Origin of the sequence: Ochrobactrum sp. WV_118_8, from assembly GCF_039631535.1 — a bacterium.
Taxonomy (GTDB): domain Bacteria; phylum Pseudomonadota; class Alphaproteobacteria; order Rhizobiales; family Rhizobiaceae; genus Brucella; species Brucella anthropi.
Genome location: NZ_JBDIUZ010000002.1, coordinates 1,462,501 through 1,478,612, shown reverse-complemented (window position 1 = coordinate 1,478,612; position 16,112 = coordinate 1,462,501). Strand labels below are relative to the sequence as shown.

The window sequence follows — 16,112 nt, the reverse complement described above, 5'->3', positions numbered from 1 at the left end:
TCAGCTCCCGAAAACCAGCATGTCTTCCGGTTTCCATTCGCATAACAGTCGGTCGCCGGTATGGAATGCATGTCCTGCACTGGCGGTTGGCACTTCTACTTTCAGGCAGGCGCCCTCAATCTCGATGTCATATTGAACGATGTCACCGATATAGGTCGTGCGCTCGACCACGCCGTGGGCGCTATTGGTTACGACACTGACAAGATTGCGATCGCGGTTGGGCGTGAGATTGATGCGATGCGGACGAATGGCGATCTGCCCTGACCCGCGTGACTTTCCATGCGTGTTGCAGCGATAGGTGCCGCTGCCCAGACGGCAGACGTTTTCGTCAACGATCTCGCAATTGTGGACATTGGCGCGTCCGACAAATTTGGCCACAAACAGGGAGGATGGCTTCTCATAGATTTCTTCCGGCGAACCGAGCTGTGCCAGCTTGCCGCTATCCATCACGCCGACGACGTCGCACATTGTCAGTGCTTCGACCTGATCATGTGTGACGAAAACCGTCGTGATGTCGAGGCGCTTCTGAATCTCGCGGATTTCGATCCGCATGTCGTCGCGCAGCTTCGCATCCAGATTGGACAGGGGCTCATCCAGCAGAAGAATGCGCGGACGGATGACCAGCGCACGCGCCAGCGCCACGCGCTGCTGCTGACCACCGGACATCTCCTTGGGCTTGCGCGAACCGTAGCCGGGAAGCCGCACCATTTCGAGTGCTTCCTCAACGCGCTTCTTTGCTTCGGCCTTGCCGACCTTGCGCATATCGAGACCGAAAGCGACATTTTCGGCCACGGTCATGTGTGGGAACAGGGCGTAGTTCTGGAAAACCAGACCGATATCGCGCTGATGGGGCGGCCTGTGCGAAATATCGTTGCCATCAATCAGGATGTTGCCGTCCGAGATCGAAGCGAGACCTGCAATCATGCGCAAAGTCGTCGTCTTGCCGCAACCGGATGGACCGAGGAGGCCAAGCAGTTTTCCGCGCGGCAGATCGAGATGAAGATCGTCCACTGCCCGGTAGTTGTTACCGTAAAGCTTGGTGAGGGCCTTCAACTGTAGAAATGAGCTTTCTGCTACCATATCGAAACCTGTGAGGGGTCGTTGCCGCCCCGGAGAAACGGGGCGGAAGCGTGAATTTCAGGGTGAGGTAGAGTTTTAACGACCAGCCGGAATGATCTGGCGGCGCCAGGGATTGAGCAGCTTGTCGCGCATATCGCCAATGGTCATCCAGTTGACCGGAATGAGCTTTTCGCGTTGGGCCGCATCCATGTACGGAATGCGCTTCTTCGTTTCGTCGTTCACGTCCGCTTTCGTGTTCGATGGCGCATAGAACATGATCTCGGCGAACCGGGCCTGCGTCTCGGGGCTTATCGCATAGTCGATGAATGTCTTGGTTGCATCCATATTTTTGCCGTTGGCAATCGCACTGATGACATTCACCTGCGCAGCCGTGCCTTCCTTCGGGCCGACCGACTGAAGCTTTCCGCCGGTCTGGTCGAAGTAGAACTGGGCGCGGGCATTATAGCCGATGGACAAGGTCGCAGTGCCGTTTGCAACCAGCGTATAGGCATCGGGCTTCGGTTCCCACGTCTGCACGGCAGGCGCCAGCTCCACCAGCTTGTCGACGCCCGGCTTCACAGTCTTCGTATAGTCGTCTTCACCAGCGAGACGGTTCGCGATGATCGTAAGCAGGATGGCTTGAATATCGCCGCCGCCCTGTGCCGGGATGATAACCTTACCGCTTTGCTGCTTGTCCCAGAGCGCTTCCCAGCTATCCGGTGCACCTTGCGCAAATGCATCGTTGTTATAAAGAAGCGAAAGCGTGTCATATGTGATCGGAATTGCAGCGCCTGCGAGTTCCTTGCCGAGGTCGGCGACATCCGCATAATTTTTGAGCGATGCCGGATCGAGCTTCTCGACCAGCCCTTCCTCATCGGCGATCTTGGCGACCGAAAGGTCATAGATGACCGCATCCGTCTGGGGAGAGGACTTCTGGGCGCGCATGTTGCCGAGCGATGTCGCTGCATTCTGCACACCGTAATAGGTGACCTTGATGTCGGGATGTTCCTTCTGGAACGGCTCGATGACGGCCTTGACATAATTGTCCTGGAATGCGCCGCGATAACCCATCACCGTGATTTCAGCAGCATTGGCTGCGAAAACAGTCATTGCCGAAACACTCAACGCTAAACTTGCCAGAAAAGCCGATTTTCTGTTGATCGAACGTGCCATCAGTCACTCCCCTTTTGTTTGAAGGTAAGGTGAAGAATGGTGGTCGGAGCGTCCAACGACTTATTCTGTCCGCCTGTTCGATTTTGCTTTATGCCTTTGAATTTCAGGGGTTTCTGGGCTTGAGTGACAGGTGACAAGATTGGGATGACGCACCCGGTATTTCAGGCGTGATGAAATTCTAATCTGTTGCCTGTTTTTTGAGCAGACATTCTCCGCTTTCCGTTGTGCAAATCTTGCCGCTTTATCGCTTGCGCCTGTGTCGCCGTGGAAATGCGTCAAATTTGAAACTGGCACGGTCCTTGCTTCTATTAAATCGAACACCGAGCCGCGCGACACCGCATGACTTGTGGTGATCGATCAACCGAGGATGACAGAGAGACTAGCGATGACCAAGTACAAGCTCGAATACATTTGGCTCGATGGATGCACCCCTGCTGCCGGACTGCGCGGCAAGACGCAGATCAAGGAATTCGACGCTTTTCCGACACTTGAACAACTGCCGCTCTGGGGCTTCGACGGCTCATCGACGATGCAGGCCGAAGGCCGCAGCTCCGATTGCGTCTTGAAGCCGGTCGCGATCTATCCCGATCCCGCGCGCAAGAACGGCGTTCTGGTGATGTGTGAAGTCATGATGCCGGATGGCATCACGCCGCATCCATCCAACAGCCGCGCAACCGTCCTTGAAGACGATGATGCATGGTTCGGCTTCGAGCAGGAATACTTCTTCTACAAGGATGGCCGTCCGCTCGGCTTCCCGGAACAGGGCTTCCCTGCCCCGCAGGGTCCATATTACACGGGCGTCGGCTACAAGAATGTCGGCTCCATCGCCCGCAAGATCGTTGAGGAACATCTCGATCTCTGCCTCGATGCCGGTATCAATCACGAAGGCATCAATGCTGAAGTGGCCAAGGGCCAGTGGGAATTCCAGATTTTCGGCAAGGGCTCCAAGAACGCCGCCGACCAGATCTGGATGGCCCGTTATCTCCTGCTTCGCCTCTGCGAACAGTACGAAATCGATATCGAATTCCATTGCAAGCCGCTCGGCGATACCGATTGGAACGGCTCGGGCATGCACTGCAACTTCTCGACCAAGTATATGCGTGAAGTGGGCGGCAAGGACTATTTCGAAGCGCTCATGGCTCAGTTCGACAAGAACCTGCAGGACCATATCGACGTTTACGGCCCGGACAACCACATGCGCCTGACCGGCAAGCATGAAACCGCCCCATGGAACAAGTTCTCCTATGGCGTTGCCGACCGTGGCGCTTCGATCCGCGTTCCACACGCATTCGTCAGAGATGGATATCGCGGTTATCTGGAAGATCGCCGCCCGAACTCGCAGGGCTGCCCATACCAGATCGCTTCGCAGGTTCTGAAGACGATTTCTGAAGTCCCGACCTCGGAAGACGAAGCACTGGCTGCTTAATTTCTAGCCAAACGGCCTGCTTGAGGATTTCAGCAGGCCGTTATGCTTCATTCTCGTGAAATTGCAGACAACAAAAAAGGCCGGGGCGAAAACGCACCGACCTTCCTGATCATCGCTTTCCTACCAGTGCCAGTACATCCGTGGTCAAAAGCATCAAGCGATGAAGGCTATTGCGAGCGACAGACGCGTTCCAGCGCTCTTAAGCAATGCCTATGACAACCATATAGGTGCACATCTTGTTCAAAACAAGGTCGTGCAACAATTTCTATAAATTAGTTTGACGCTTTAACCTGACGCCGCGCCAGCAGATACACGACGACAATTCCGCCACCGATCGCATAGGCCAGAACGTCCAGCCAATCCGGCGTCGCTCCGAGAATAATACGCAGGGCCGGGTTTCCGATCACGATATCGAACTGCTTTGCAAGATACTGACCATATTCCACCGCCATTCCGGTCAGAAACGCGATCAAAGCCAGCAGCAGGCGGTTTCCGTCAATAAAAGTTCTGAGCACCGCATAGACAAAGATGACGGCAATCACATCCCCGATGAAGCTTCTGATCCAGCCCAATCCTGCCCCCATTGTCGCCAGCAGAGCAAGTAGCGCCAGAAGCATCAGCGTGAAACACAATGCCGATCGCGAAAATTTAAACTGCACGGGATTTTCCTGCCAGGATATAGATCAAAGCCTAATCCAGCTTTTTCCCGTTTCACGCAAGACCGACGCACCGGAATATTAGTGGACTACTTGTTACTGCGATGGCACAAAGCGCCATCGCAGTCCCTTTCAATGCTGTTCCTATAAGGCTTCAAGCCACGTTCAGAACGCTTTCGGGCGCAAAGGCTTCATAACCAAGCGCCTCGGCAACAGGTTTGTTGGTGATGCGCCCCTTGTGAACGTTCAAGCCATTGCGCAGGTGCTTGTCCTCGGCAATTGCTCTCAGGCCACGATCGGCAAGCGCCAGACCGTAATGAAGGGTGGCATTGTTGAGGGCGTGCGCCGAGGTCACCGGAACAGCACCCGGCATATTGGCCACGCAGTAATGGACGATCCCGTCCACTTCGTAAGTGGGATCGGAATGTGTCGTTGCATGGGATGTCTCGAAACAGCCGCCCTGATCGATAGCCACATCGACGATAACCGCCCCCTTCTTCATGCCCGAGAGCATTTCGTGGGTGACGAGTTTCGGCGCTGCGGCACCGGGGATCAGCACGGCGCCGATGACGAGGTCGGCAGAGAAGACTTCATCTTCAAGCGCCTGAATGCTGGAATAGCGGGTATGAACGCGACCGCTAAATATATCGTCGAGCTGGCGCAGACGCGGCAGCGAGCGATCCAGAATGGACACGTCGGCGCCAAGCCCCACTGCCATTCTGGCCGCATGAAGCCCGACGACGCCACCGCCGATGATCGTGACTTTTGCCGGCAGCACGCCGGGCACGCCACCCAGCAGAATGCCGAGGCCGCCATTGGCTTTCTGGAGCGCCGTCGCACCGGCCTGTATCGACAGACGGCCCGCCACTTCCGACATCGGGGCGAGCAGCGGCAATCCACCGCGATCATCCGTTACGGTTTCATAGGCAATTGCCGTCACGCCGGAGGCGAGCAGGCCCTTGGTCTGTTCCGGGTCGGGGGCGAGATGGAGATAAGTGTAGAGAAGCTGGCCTTCGCGAAGCTGCGCCCATTCGGAGGGCTGTGGCTCCTTGACCTTCACGATCATGTCGCACTTCTCAAAAATGTCTTTTGCAGAAGCGGCAATTTTCGCACCAGCGGCGATGTAGCTGGCATCATCGGCACCGATACCGGCACCTGCCTTTGTTTCAATCCAGACTTCGTGGCCATGAGCCACATATTCACGAACCGCGGCGGGGGTCAGTCCGACACGATATTCATGGTTCTTGATTTCCTTCGGGCAGCCGACACGCATAAGCGTTCCTCTCATTTTTTGCCCACTTGCCGTGGGTCGTTGTCGATCCGAAAATGAGAACATCTGCGGCTTGCAATGTCCTTGCAAAGAAGATTTGCCTGCGCAGGTTTTTTAGTGAATTATTGTGCAGATGATCCTCTTTTTCGAAGGTTCTTCGAATGAGCAATCTTGATCCTATCGATCTTGCAATTCTCAGGACATTGCAGGCCAATGCGCGCATCACCAATGCAGAACTTGCGGAGAAGGTTGGATTGTCGCCTTCAGCCTGTTCGCGTCGCCTCGACATTCTGGAAAAAAGCGATGTAATCGCCGGTTATCATGCCCGCCTGTCCCAGAAGGCGCTCGAATACCGGATGATTGCAATTGTCCATATCTCGCTCTCCGGACAGTTCGCCAAGACGCTGGCCGAATTCGAGGCTGCGGTGAAGCGTTGTCCCAACGTACTTGTCTGTTATCTGATGTCGGGGGAATATGATTATATTCTGCGCGTTGCAGCCCGCGATCTTGAGGATTACGAGCGCATCCATCGCGACTGGCTCTCGGCCCTTCCGCATGTCGTGAAGATCAATTCCAGTTTTGCGCTGCGTGAGGTGATCGACCGGCCGAATGTCGGTCTCTGACTGTTTATTTTGACGCGCATCTTACCCGAAAACCGTTTCACACTTTTCAGGATGCGCTCTAGATTGAAGCTTTCGAGTCCCTGATCGTTGGATCCATGTTGCAGTTCACCAGAAGAGTTTTGCAAGAGGCCGGTTGGGGCTTGCCAGCCTCAGTGGTCCTGCATCTGGTGCTGGCAACTCTGTTTCTGGTCCGCCTTCCGGCACTCCCTTCGCCGGCTTCGGAACAAAGCGTCAATGTGGAGCTGGTTCAACCACCGCCCCCTGAAAAGAAGCCTCAGCAGCAAACACCAAAGACGCCGGAACAGGCCGCCCCTCCACCGCAGCCACAGGCATTCGAATCTGCCTCGGCGAAGCAAGACGTGAAGTCACCGCCAGAGCAGGACCTGCCGCCCGCAGCGCCTGAAGAAATACAGAAGCCGGACGAACCCTCCGAGACTGCAGCCACAACGGATGCTGACAAGGCGGAAGAAAAACCTTCTGTGACGGAGGGCCAGCCTTCCGAACAGCTTCTTCAAGCGGAGAAACCATCTGAATCCGGTCAGGCCGCCGCGGAAAAAACTCAAACAGCACCGAAGCAAAAAGCCGATGCTCCCAAACCGGCGACGCCTGCCAAGAAACTGACGCGAGCGCGTGAAATCTATTCGAAGGACGCCATGTCCGATCCTCGTGTGAAACAGGCGCTGGGAAAGCTCGCGCCGAAGGACCGGATCATCCAGATTTGCGGCATCGAGGCGCTTGAACAGGTGCGCCGCCATAAAGCCGGTGCTTTTCCGGATATGCTTGCGCGTGAAGGCGGCTCCGTTTCGACAACCGGCCTGACCGTCAGCGACGGCGCCTTTCGCAGCCAGCGCAAGTGGTATGCTATCGACTTCACATGCAAGGTCGATGCGGAAACAATGGTGATTGGCTCTTTCAGCTACAATATCGGCAGGGCAATTCCGGAAAGAGAATGGGCCAGACGACAGCTTCCAAGGGATTGATAGCAGCCATGAAAATGTCGTCCCGCCGGTGTATCACCATTCGTCAATGCAAACTGAACAGCATAACTGAAATTCAAGGAGACTGGCATGACTGTGCATTTCGCCCCGCAACTGACTGTGTGTGGAATTCAGGAACTGCCCGATCAGCGGACGCGCAAAGTCACACATGTTCTTTCGCTGGTTGATCCGGACCTTCCGGAACTGGATGCGTTTCAGACTTTCGAGCAGCACCATCGTGTAACGCTGCGTTTTCACGACATCATCAACGCAGCCGACAACCACACAATGCCAACGCCCGACCATGTGAATGCGATCCTGCAGTTCGGCTCGGAATTCCAGGCGGCACCGAACCCGCAAGCGCCGAGCCATCTGCTGGTCCATTGCCATATGGGCGTGTCGCGCTCGACGGCGGCAATGGTTTCGCTTATGGCACAGGCCAATCCGGACGAGACGGCAGAAAGCCTTTTCACCCGCCTTGTCGCCATTCGCCCGCAGGCATGGCCGAACTCCCAGATGATCGGCTTTGCCGACGAGCAGCTTGGACGCAGAGGCGAACTGACCGCTGCATTGCGCAGACATTACGGACGCCAGATTGAACGCACCCCTCAGTTTACCGAATTGATGGAGAGGCTGGGACGTCATGCCGAGCTTCAGATGGCGCTGCGGGACTAGCTCCCCGCCCCATCCATATTGTTCAGTTTGAACCTTCGTCCCCGGCAAGCTTCGTAACCTTGCCGGGCGGCGTCAGCGGTTCAGGAACAGGAACGCCGGTGAGCAGCCGATCGGCCCCCGAATAAATATCGCCCTGCACCTGTGCCGTCAGCCGTTCAGCATCGCGCATGCGAATATCGCGTAGCGTATCCTCTGCGAGACTCTCATCCAGACCAAGCTCGCAAAGCGCTTCCTTTCCGAAAAGCAGTGCAGATTCGAACGTTTCGCGCAGTTCAAAATCCACACCTGCCTTCAACAACTCGATGGAATGCGTGCGGTCGTAGGAGCGCACCATGATCTTTGCTGCCGGGAAATGAGACTTGACCAGTTCCACAATGCGATTGGCCGTCTTTCGGTCATCCACGCAGATCATGATGACTTCCGCTTCGTCTGCACCTGAATGATGCAGGATATCGAGACGTGATCCATCGCCATAAAATATCTTGAAACCGAACCGCCCGGCTTCACGGATACGGTTGGGATCGGCTTCGATAATCGAAACATCCGATCTCTGGGCAAGAAGCAATTGCGCCGCGATTTGTCCAAAACGCCCGAAACCGATCATCAACACCCGACCTTTGAGATTATGAGCGGTTTCAACGCCTTCGAGAGAAGGCGCTTCCTCGCGCAAAAGTCGGGAACCCAGAAGCAGCACGAACGGTGTCACGGCCATCGATAGAATGATGACAGTCGAAAACAGCGCATTGTCGCGTGCTGAAAGCAACCCGTTACCGAATGCCGACGTGTAGAGCACGAAGGCGAATTCTCCGCCCTGCGCGAAGAGCAACGTCCGTTCGAGCGCCGAACGATGGCTGGAGCCGAAAATTCGGGCGACGGCATAGATGCCGATTGCCTTGGTAATCACATAGGCAATGAGGAAGATGAGGACCGTGGGCCAGTCCGAAGCAACCACGCCGAGATCAAGCGACATGCCGACAGCCAGAAAGAACAGCCCCATCAGGAGCCCCTTGAACGGCTCGATGTCACTTTCGATCTGGTGCCGGTAACTGGAACCGGACAGCATGACCCCGGCCAGGAAAGCGCCCATCGCCATGGAAAGGCCGCTCGCTTCCATCAGCAGGGCAGCCCCAAGCACAACGATCAGTGCGCCAGCCGTCAAAACCTCGCGCGCCCTCGCACGCGCCAGCAAGGAGAAGAACGGATCAAGCAGCCAGCGACCGACAGCAATCAGCAGCAAAATGGCGCCAATGGCCGTCGCAATGCCTAGGATTCCGCCGGACTCATGCTGGGAAGGCGAAAGGAAAGCAACGAGCGCCAGCAGCGGAACGATCATCAAATCTTCGAGCAGGAGAATGGAAACGGCCTTCTGGCCGTCGGGCGTGGCTATTTCGCCTCGCTCCTGCAGCATCGACATGATGACAGCTGTGGAAGACAGCACGAAGCCAGCCCCCGCGATCAAGGCCGTTATCGGAGACAGGCCCAGAAGAACCCCCGCCCCTGTCAGAAGGGCGATACAGCCCAGAACCTGTGCAAGACCGAGACCGAATATCTGCTGCCGCATCGTCCAGAGCTTGCCAGGGCGCATTTCAAGTCCGATGACGAACAGGAACATGACGACGCCGAGTTCGGAAAAATGCAGGATCGTTGCGGGGTCAGTGAAGAAGCCGAAGACCGAAGGCCCCACCAAGGCACCGGCAGCGAAATATCCCAGCACAGAACCGAGACCCATTTTCCGAAACAACGGCACCGCCACGACACCGGCGGCAAGCAGAACCACCGCAGGCCCGAGTGTCTGTCCAAGTCCTTCAGTCGCCATATGGTCTCCGTGTCAGGATCCGTTTGTTATGTTTCACTAATATACCAAGTCAATAAAAACTGAACAATTAACGCATCTCCGTCAACCGGATTCAAATTCCATCCGCGATGTGGCAGCCGAACTGATTATGGCTTACATTCCATGTGGTTATATAGAACGGAGCAAGAATGAACCTGATCGCCCATGTGGAGATACCGGTAACTGATCTTGAAAGGGCTATGCGATTCTACTCCGCAGTGTTCGGAGTGACTTTTGGTGAAGTCGTTACGATACACGGAAACAGAATGGCCTATTTCCCTTTTGAAGAAGGCAAGGATGGCGCGAGTGCCGCGCTTGCCGAAGGCGACGTCTATATTCCAACCGTGCATGGCGCGATTATCTATTTCAATGTCGACGATGTGGACACCGTCATCACCAAGGCCGTGCAAGAGGGCAGCGAAATGCTGTTCCCGAAAACGCCGGTTGGAAGCGGCTTTGTCGCGGAGATCAGGGACAGCGAAGGCAACCGGATTGCGATCCAGACGACCTGATATCTAAACCGGTTTTGCAAGCAGGCCGGTTGCAAGCGCTCGAAAGGCATCAATCGCCTTCGAAAGAACCGCTTTCGGATCGTCACAGGCGGCAATCCAGAGCGCCGCATTCAATGCTGCCCCGTTGAGCAACCGTGCGGCGGCTTCCGGGTCGACCGGTTTCAGCACGCCTTGCTCTATCAAAAGAGCAATCTTTTGCCGGGACGCCTGCAGACAACTGTTCTGGCTCGGCCATTGTGACGGATCGCCGAGAAACGCCGGTCCATCAAGCAGCACGATGCGCTGGACATCAGGATCGAGTGCCGCCTCGATATAGGCAACCCCTTCCGCCAAAAGCCCCTCCCACAGATTATCCGCCCGCGCAGCAATCTCTTGAGCACGTTCGGCCATTTCGCCATCCATCTGGCTGACCACAGCCGCTAGCAGCCCGCGCTTGTCTCCAAAATTATGGTAGAGCGCACCACGTGTCAGGCCGACTTCCGCAGTCAGTTCATCCATAGAGGCGGCGGCATAACCCTTTTCCGCAAAAGCCTTCCGGGCTGCCGCTATTAGCTTCACCCGGTTTTCTTCCATCGCCTTGATGCGCAGGTTCATGGCCATCGTCATACCTTTTTTTGATATACGCACCGTATATTAATTGACATACGGATCGTATATCACTATTTAGTATACGTAACGTATATCAAATATCCCGGTTGTTTGTGAAGCCGCAGATACAAAAATCTTCCGATAACGCACGCCTCAGCATCAAAAAGGAAAACGAAAATGACCAGAAGAGAAACAATTTTCCCCGCCGACCGCAGTGCCCTTTATGACAAGCATCGTTATTCCGCCGCTATCCGCTCGGGCGACCTGCTGTTTGTCTCCGGTCAGGTTGGAAGCCGCAGCGACGGCAGGCCCGAACCCGACTTCGCAAAGCAGGTTCAACTCGCTTTCGATAATCTTGAAGCGACACTGAAGGCAGCCGGCGCCACTTTCGATGACATTGTTGATATAACCTCTTTTCATACCGATCCTGAAAACCAGTTCGAGGCCGTCCTGCAGGTCAAGGACCGAATTTTCAGCGCCCCACCTTTCCCCAATTGGACTGCTATCGGCGTCAACTGGCTCGCCGGTTTCGACTTTGAAATCAAAGTCATCGCTCGCTTGCCGCAATAGGGACAGGCCATAAGCCGGAGCGGCTAATCCCGTTCCGGCAACTGTCATTCGCATTCCGCAATATAATTTGATTTGCAATTCAAACTATATTGCATCTTAATGACCTCATGATTTCAGACGCTCCCCGCTCTCAATTCGGTATTCGCTTTTCACTGCTGGCACGGCGCTGGCGACGTGCGCTCGACATCCGCCTTGCCCAAGCCGGGCTGACTGATGCGACCTGGGTTCCCCTTGTCCACCTTCACCAGACCGGCGGCGGCCTGACGCAGAAGGAACTGGCTGCCCTGGTCGGCATAGATGGGTCCAGTCTCGTGCGCCTCCTCGACATTCTATGTCGGCAAGGCCTGGCGGAGCGCCGCGTCGATGAAAGGGATAGTCGTGCAAGGCTGGTTCATCTGACGGCGCAAGGGGAAAAGCGGGTCGCCGAAATTCGTCTGGAGCTTGCAAAGGGCGAGCATGAAATGCTCGCCGATCTGTCAGACAATGACATTGCAATCATGCTTCGCAGCTTTGACAGCATTGAGCACCGACTGACGCTGATGCAATCCGATCGCGAGCAGGACCGAGAATAATGAAAGCGGACGGATCTCTTTCAGGACGGCGCCACGCCGCCTATAACCTTCTGAAGCCTCAGCAGTTTCGCGAAAGCATCGCCCTTGCTGGCCAGCCATCGCTCCGAAACTCGTCGCTTGCCGGGCTACAGGCTGCCGCCACGGTTGCCATCGCGCTTCCGTTGGTCAGCCTGTCCTCGTGGTCGCATCTGATCGGCTTTGCCTCGCTTGGCTCGCTCGTCGCATTGTTCGGCCGGTTTGCTCCGGAGGCAAAACGCGAATGGATCGTCCTCCTGTGCGCGATCTGCCAGACACTCGCGGTGTTTTTCATGTCGCTCGCCACATGGGTTGGCCTGCCCTTGCCCGGCCAGCTTTTGCTGCTGGCACTTTCTGCGGGCATATTCTCTTTCATAACCGTTACCGGCAAATTCGGACCACCCGGCGCGCTCATATTCATCTTCGCAGCCGGTGCCTCCATGACGCCGGTCGCGTCGCTGCACGTTGTGTTTGAGCGTACCGCCGCGACAGCAATCGTCTCGGCTCTCGCTTGCCTGATCTGTGCCCTGACCGAGAAGTTTCGTCATCAGGCATCTCCGGAAAAGCCATTTCCATCCGAGCCGTCACGTCCGACAGTTCACCGGCTTATTGCCGCCGGTCGGATTTCGCTTGGCGCCGCAATTGCCGCGCTGACCGCTTATGCTCTCGGCGCCCTCCACCCAGCCTGGGCAGCCATGGGCGCTGTCGCCGTGATGCAGGGCGCGCATCTGCACATCAGCATGAACCGAGCCTTGCAACGCATGGCAGGTACGCTTCTGGGCGCCTTGATTACATGGCTGGTGCTTGCGCAAGGCCCCAGTCTCTGGTGCGTCATTGCAATCCTGGCCGGACTGCAATTCGCCACCGAAGTCATTATTGGCAGCAATTATGCGCTGGGGCAGATTCTGGTAACTCCGATGGCGCTTTTGATGACCTATCTGGCAATGCCCAGAGTGTCCCACAATGGTATAATTTCCGAACGTATCCTCGATACGTTTCTGGGCGCAGCTCTGGCGGTCATCTTCGCAGTCATTTGTTCCAATCGCGACGACCGTATTTTTCTCGCCCAGCATAGGGCAAGAAAATAACGCACCAAAAGAAAAAGGCGCCGTAAGGCGCCTTTTTGCTAACTTACCAATCGGCCCAGCCATATCAATATGCAGGCACCGATAAAGCCCGCGATCAGATAGCCCAGCCAGCCGCCGAACGAAACACCGAGAAATCCGAAAATAAAACTCGCTACGGCTGCGCCGATGATACCGAGAATGACATTCATGAATATCCCGGTATTGCTGTTCATGAAATTGGAGGCAATCCAGCCGGCCAGGCCGCCTATGATGATCGCCGCAATCCAGCCAATTCCTGCGCTTCCCATCGGGAACCCTCCTGATTACAATCCGGCGGGAACTTTACCGCCATTATCCTTGAGTTTCTGGATAACCTGCTTGTGCAGCCAGACATTCATGGTCGCGGAATCGCCTGTGTCGCCGGTATAGCCCAGCTCCTTGGCAAGTTGCTTGCGGTGCTCCAGACTGCTGTCGAGGCCAAGAGCCTTCATCAGATCGACGATCGAAGTCTTCCAGTTGAGCTTCTGGCCGCTTTTGGCAACGGCAGCGTCCAGAATGGCGCCTACGTCGACAGCGCCCGCGGCAGCGGGTGCGGATGCAAATGGCGCCGGAGCGGCGGCAGTAGAGGAAGCGGTAGGTGTCGGAGCAGGCTGTGCAGCCGTTTCCGCCTCAGGAGTTGCCGCTTGTGCCTCGCCCCAAATGGCGTTCTTGATCTTATCGAAAATCCCCATAATGAACTCCAATCGTTGAAAACCGATATGCCCCCAAACTTCCGATTTGTGACGACCGGAAACCTGGACGCAGCAAATCATCCGGTGATTCCCAGACAAACGCTCGAACTAAATGAATCTGAAGCCATTTTGTTCCCGATAAAGATGCGGTTGAAAGTTTCTTCCACGTATAGGCCGGTATTCGAGTGGGCTGAGCGGCATAAATCCGAGCACCAAGACAGGCTCAGCGATCTGCACCGGACATATCGCCAGCATAAAACAGTCCGCTGACAACGCACGTGCCAGACATGTTTATGATGCAACGGGATTTCATGTGACGGGTATCAATATGAATAAGTCCCTCACTTAGTGGGCATTGGGAGCCAGGCTTCCGGACACACTCGATTTTTCATACGATGACTGATAGCGGAGGTTGTTACGCCGAGCTCGATTGCAGCCATTTTCATGCTTTTGCGGCGTACGATTGTCACGAATATGTTGAGATCAGCCAGCGCGGAGCGATCGAGGTTCACGATTGTCTTCCTTTGATAACGAGGCTGTTTGATAGCTTAAACGGGTCAGTTTGTCGTTATGGTCGGGACGGGGAAGTTTTGCAGCTGCCCCGGCTGCTTTGGTCAAAAAAAAGCCCGCGTTGCGGCGGGTTTTGATTTGGTTTTTGGCTGGTGCCTGGTTGCGTTTGTCGGGGGATTGTTACGCTGGATCGTTTCTTTTTGCTGCCCACCCTTGGGGTTATGAGCGCGCTGCGGTGCGTGCGTATAGAACTCGCTTCCGTGCATCGATATTAGGTCGAACGGTCTTCTGGGAGAAGCCGGAGCCAGTTCGCAAAGATACGAACATCGGTTATGCTTGAGAGATTTCGTGTATTTTTGTGGGAATTTGGTTGCGGGGGCAGGATTTGAACCTGCGGCCTTCAGGTTATGAGCCTGACGAGCTACCGGGCTGCTCCACCCCGCGCTATGGGTGTTTTGTATGTATTTGAGAAGATGATTTGATTTGTGTTCTTGGCAGACCTGGCAGCGACCTACTCTCCCGTGTCTTAAGACAAAGTACCATTGGCGCTGGAGCGTTTCACGGCCGAGTTCGGAATGGGATCGGGTGCAGCCGCTCCGCCATAACCACCAGGTCGGCGAAGAACACAAATATGAGAAGCTGGTTGTCTTTCGTGCAGATAATTCAGCGATAAACGCTGATAAACAATAAGCACACGACTGTGTGCCGGCCGGAGGCCGCGCCCGCGCAGCCGTTTGGCGGAGCCAAACTGGCGTGAGCGCTATAAATTCATCGAAGTTTGTTCGATGGATATTGTAAATGGGAGTGATCAAGTCGATCGAGCTATTAGTACCGGTAAGCTACATGCGTTGCCGCACTTCCACACCCGGCCTATCAACGTGGTAGTCTTCCACGGCTCTGATAGGGAATACTCGTTTTTAGGTGGGTTTCCCGCTTAGATGCCTTCAGCGGTTATCCCGTCCGTATATAGCTACCCTGCTATGCCGTTGGCACGACAACAGGTCCACCAGAGATACGTCCATCCCGGTCCTCTCGTACTAGGGACAGATCCTATCAATATTCCTACACCCACGGCAGATAGGGACCGAACTGTCTCACGACGTTCTGAACCCAACTCACGTACCGCTTTAAATGGCGAACAGCCATACCCTTGGGACCTGCTCCAGCCCCAGGATGCGATGAGTCGACATCGAGGTGCCAAACAACCCCGTCGATATGGACTCTTGGGGGTCATCAGCCTGTTATCCCCGGCGTACCTTTTATCCGTTGAGCGATGGCCCTTCCACGCGGGACCACCGGATCACTATGACCGACTTTCGTCTCTGCTCGACTTGTCAGTCTTGCAGTCAGGCAGGCTTATGCCATTGCACTCGACGAACGATTTCCGACCGTTCTGAGCCTACCATCGCGCGCCTCCGTTACTCTTTAGGAGGCGACCGCCCCAGTCAAACTACCCACCATACACGGTCCTGGACCCGGATAACGGGCCGCAGTTAGACATCCATATAGGCAAGGGTGGTATTTCAAGGATGACTCCACAATGGCTGGCGCCACTGCTTCAAAGTCTACCACCTATCCTACACATGCCGACACGAATGCCAGTGTAAAGCTATAGTAAAGGTGCACGGGGTCTTTCCGTCTAACCGCAGGAACCCCGCATCTTCACGGGGAATTCAATTTCACTGAGTCTGCGTTGGAGACAGCGGGGAAGTCGTTACGCCATTCGTGCAGGTCGGAACTTACCCGACAAGGAATTTCGCTACCTTAGGACCGTTATAGTTACGGCCGCCGTTTACTGGGGCTTCAATTCAATGCTTGCACATCTCCTCTTAACCTTCCAGCACCGGGCAGGCG

17 protein-coding genes, 1 tRNA gene and 2 rRNA genes (1 of these 20 running past the window's edge) are annotated in these 16,112 nt (G+C 55.4%); 8 read left to right on the top strand and 12 right to left on the bottom strand.

Annotation, left to right across the window (positions count from 1 at the left end):
* Positions 1-1,080: an ABC transporter ATP-binding protein gene (locus tag ABDF71_RS20960; protein ID WP_012093472.1), complete on the bottom strand. Its 1,080-nt coding sequence runs from the start codon at positions 1,078-1,080 to the stop codon at positions 1-3.
* Between the two features lie 75 nt (positions 1,081-1,155).
* Entirely contained in the window at positions 1,156-2,232 is a 1,077-nt protein-coding gene (locus ABDF71_RS20955; protein WP_036589259.1) for an extracellular solute-binding protein, read from the bottom strand.
* Between the two features lie 385 nt (positions 2,233-2,617).
* On the opposite strand from ABDF71_RS20955, the gene ABDF71_RS20950 reads away from it, so the two are divergent.
* Positions 2,618-3,658, top strand: coding sequence for a glutamine synthetase beta-grasp domain-containing protein (locus tag ABDF71_RS20950; protein ID WP_010659341.1), 1,041 nt, complete (start codon positions 2,618-2,620; stop codon positions 3,656-3,658).
* A 272-nt stretch (positions 3,659-3,930) separates the two neighbouring features.
* Here the strand turns inward: ABDF71_RS20950 and ABDF71_RS20945 are convergent, their stop codons facing one another.
* A complete protein-coding gene (locus tag ABDF71_RS20945; protein WP_258125235.1) occupies positions 3,931-4,317 on the bottom strand; it encodes a ribosomal maturation YjgA family protein in 387 nt (128 codons plus the stop codon).
* A 151-nt stretch (positions 4,318-4,468) separates the two neighbouring features.
* Positions 4,469-5,587 carry an alanine dehydrogenase gene (gene ald / locus ABDF71_RS20940; protein WP_010659343.1) on the bottom strand — a complete coding sequence of 373 codons (1,119 nt, stop codon included), beginning with the start codon at positions 5,585-5,587 and terminating at the stop codon, positions 4,469-4,471.
* A gap of 158 nt (positions 5,588-5,745) precedes the next feature.
* Here ald and ABDF71_RS20935 point away from each other — a divergent pair, with 158 nt between their 5' ends.
* The 3 genes from ABDF71_RS20935 to ABDF71_RS20925 all read left to right on the top strand — a co-directional run bounded on the left by ABDF71_RS20935 (position 5,746) and on the right by ABDF71_RS20925 (position 7,859).
* Positions 5,746-6,207, top strand: coding sequence for an Lrp/AsnC family transcriptional regulator (locus ABDF71_RS20935; RefSeq protein ID WP_010659344.1), 462 nt, complete (start codon positions 5,746-5,748; stop codon positions 6,205-6,207).
* Positions 6,208-6,302: 95 nt separating this feature from the next.
* Complete coding sequence (locus ABDF71_RS20930; RefSeq protein WP_278437009.1) at positions 6,303-7,187, top strand: DUF930 domain-containing protein; 885 nt, start codon at positions 6,303-6,305, stop codon at positions 7,185-7,187.
* Positions 7,188-7,274: 87 nt separating this feature from the next.
* Positions 7,275-7,859 carry a tyrosine phosphatase family protein gene (locus ABDF71_RS20925; protein WP_010659346.1) on the top strand — a complete coding sequence of 195 codons (585 nt, stop codon included), beginning with the start codon at positions 7,275-7,277 and terminating at the stop codon, positions 7,857-7,859.
* A gap of 22 nt (positions 7,860-7,881) precedes the next feature.
* On the opposite strand, the gene ABDF71_RS20920 is transcribed toward ABDF71_RS20925, so the two are convergent.
* Positions 7,882-9,675, bottom strand: a complete 1,794-nt coding sequence (locus ABDF71_RS20920; protein ID WP_258125237.1) for a monovalent cation:proton antiporter-2 (CPA2) family protein — start codon at positions 9,673-9,675, stop codon at positions 7,882-7,884.
* A 167-nt stretch (positions 9,676-9,842) separates the two neighbouring features.
* On the opposite strand from ABDF71_RS20920, the gene ABDF71_RS20915 reads away from it, so the two are divergent.
* A complete protein-coding gene (locus tag ABDF71_RS20915) occupies positions 9,843-10,205 on the top strand; it encodes a VOC family protein (protein ID WP_258125238.1) in 363 nt (120 codons plus the stop codon).
* A 3-nt stretch (positions 10,206-10,208) separates the two neighbouring features.
* Here ABDF71_RS20915 and ABDF71_RS20910 read toward each other — a convergent pair whose 3' ends face one another.
* Positions 10,209-10,805: a TetR/AcrR family transcriptional regulator gene (locus ABDF71_RS20910; protein WP_258125239.1), complete on the bottom strand. Its 597-nt coding sequence runs from the start codon at positions 10,803-10,805 to the stop codon at positions 10,209-10,211.
* A 165-nt stretch (positions 10,806-10,970) separates the two neighbouring features.
* Here ABDF71_RS20910 and ABDF71_RS20905 point away from each other — a divergent pair, with 165 nt between their 5' ends.
* From ABDF71_RS20905 to ABDF71_RS20895, 3 genes are all read left to right on the top strand, one after another.
* Complete coding sequence (locus ABDF71_RS20905) at positions 10,971-11,363, top strand: RidA family protein (protein ID WP_258125240.1); 393 nt, start codon at positions 10,971-10,973, stop codon at positions 11,361-11,363.
* Between the two features lie 107 nt (positions 11,364-11,470).
* Complete coding sequence (locus ABDF71_RS20900; RefSeq protein WP_500061712.1) at positions 11,471-11,935, top strand: MarR family winged helix-turn-helix transcriptional regulator; 465 nt, start codon at positions 11,471-11,473, stop codon at positions 11,933-11,935.
* On the top strand, positions 11,935-13,038 hold the full coding sequence (locus tag ABDF71_RS20895) for an FUSC family protein (protein ID WP_258125242.1): 1,104 nt from the start codon (positions 11,935-11,937) through the stop codon (positions 13,036-13,038). Before ABDF71_RS20900 ends, ABDF71_RS20895 begins: the two co-directional genes overlap by 1 nt.
* A 38-nt stretch (positions 13,039-13,076) precedes the next feature.
* Here the strand turns inward: ABDF71_RS20895 and ABDF71_RS20890 are convergent, their stop codons facing one another.
* The 6 genes from ABDF71_RS20890 to ABDF71_RS20865 form a co-directional block, all read right to left on the bottom strand.
* A complete protein-coding gene (locus ABDF71_RS20890) occupies positions 13,077-13,325 on the bottom strand; it encodes a GlsB/YeaQ/YmgE family stress response membrane protein (protein WP_010659353.1) in 249 nt (82 codons plus the stop codon).
* Between the two features lie 15 nt (positions 13,326-13,340).
* On the bottom strand, positions 13,341-13,748 hold the full coding sequence (locus tag ABDF71_RS20885; RefSeq protein ID WP_258125243.1) for a DUF3597 domain-containing protein: 408 nt from the start codon (positions 13,746-13,748) through the stop codon (positions 13,341-13,343).
* A 341-nt stretch (positions 13,749-14,089) separates the two neighbouring features.
* Positions 14,090-14,260 (bottom strand): helix-turn-helix domain-containing protein, encoded by a 171-nt coding sequence (locus ABDF71_RS20880; protein ID WP_012093484.1) that lies wholly within the window; start codon positions 14,258-14,260, stop codon positions 14,090-14,092.
* Positions 14,261-14,625: 365 nt separating this feature from the next.
* A tRNA-Met gene (locus ABDF71_RS20875) sits at positions 14,626-14,702 on the bottom strand.
* A gap of 54 nt (positions 14,703-14,756) precedes the next feature.
* Positions 14,757-14,871 (bottom strand): 5S ribosomal RNA (gene rrf / locus ABDF71_RS20870).
* 191 nt (positions 14,872-15,062) lie between these two features.
* Positions 15,063-16,112: ribosomal RNA gene (locus ABDF71_RS20865) — 23S ribosomal RNA — on the bottom strand (it continues 1,762 nt past the right edge of the window).

Coding starts and splice junctions, on each gene's coding strand:
- ABDF71_RS20960 (WP_012093472.1), bottom strand. CDS start 1,080: ATGGTAGCAGAAAGCTCATTTCTACAGTTGAAGGCCCTCACCAAGCTT.
- ABDF71_RS20955 (WP_036589259.1), bottom strand. CDS start 2,232: ATGGCACGTTCGATCAACAGAAAATCGGCTTTTCTGGCAAGTTTAGCG.
- ABDF71_RS20950 (WP_010659341.1), top strand. CDS start 2,618: ATGACCAAGTACAAGCTCGAATACATTTGGCTCGATGGATGCACCCCT.
- ald (WP_010659343.1), bottom strand. CDS start 5,587: ATGCGTGTCGGCTGCCCGAAGGAAATCAAGAACCATGAATATCGTGTC.
- ABDF71_RS20935 (WP_010659344.1), top strand. CDS start 5,746: ATGAGCAATCTTGATCCTATCGATCTTGCAATTCTCAGGACATTGCAG.
- ABDF71_RS20930 (WP_278437009.1), top strand. CDS start 6,303: ATGTTGCAGTTCACCAGAAGAGTTTTGCAAGAGGCCGGTTGGGGCTTG.
- ABDF71_RS20925 (WP_010659346.1), top strand. CDS start 7,275: ATGACTGTGCATTTCGCCCCGCAACTGACTGTGTGTGGAATTCAGGAA.
- ABDF71_RS20920 (WP_258125237.1), bottom strand. CDS start 9,675: ATGGCGACTGAAGGACTTGGACAGACACTCGGGCCTGCGGTGGTTCTG.
- ABDF71_RS20915 (WP_258125238.1), top strand. CDS start 9,843: ATGAACCTGATCGCCCATGTGGAGATACCGGTAACTGATCTTGAAAGG.
- ABDF71_RS20910 (WP_258125239.1), bottom strand. CDS start 10,805: ATGGCCATGAACCTGCGCATCAAGGCGATGGAAGAAAACCGGGTGAAG.
- ABDF71_RS20905 (WP_258125240.1), top strand. CDS start 10,971: ATGACCAGAAGAGAAACAATTTTCCCCGCCGACCGCAGTGCCCTTTAT.
- ABDF71_RS20900 (WP_500061712.1), top strand. CDS start 11,471: ATGATTTCAGACGCTCCCCGCTCTCAATTCGGTATTCGCTTTTCACTG.
- ABDF71_RS20895 (WP_258125242.1), top strand. CDS start 11,935: ATGAAAGCGGACGGATCTCTTTCAGGACGGCGCCACGCCGCCTATAAC.
- ABDF71_RS20890 (WP_010659353.1), bottom strand. CDS start 13,325: ATGGGAAGCGCAGGAATTGGCTGGATTGCGGCGATCATCATAGGCGGC.
- ABDF71_RS20885 (WP_258125243.1), bottom strand. CDS start 13,748: ATGGGGATTTTCGATAAGATCAAGAACGCCATTTGGGGCGAGGCACAA.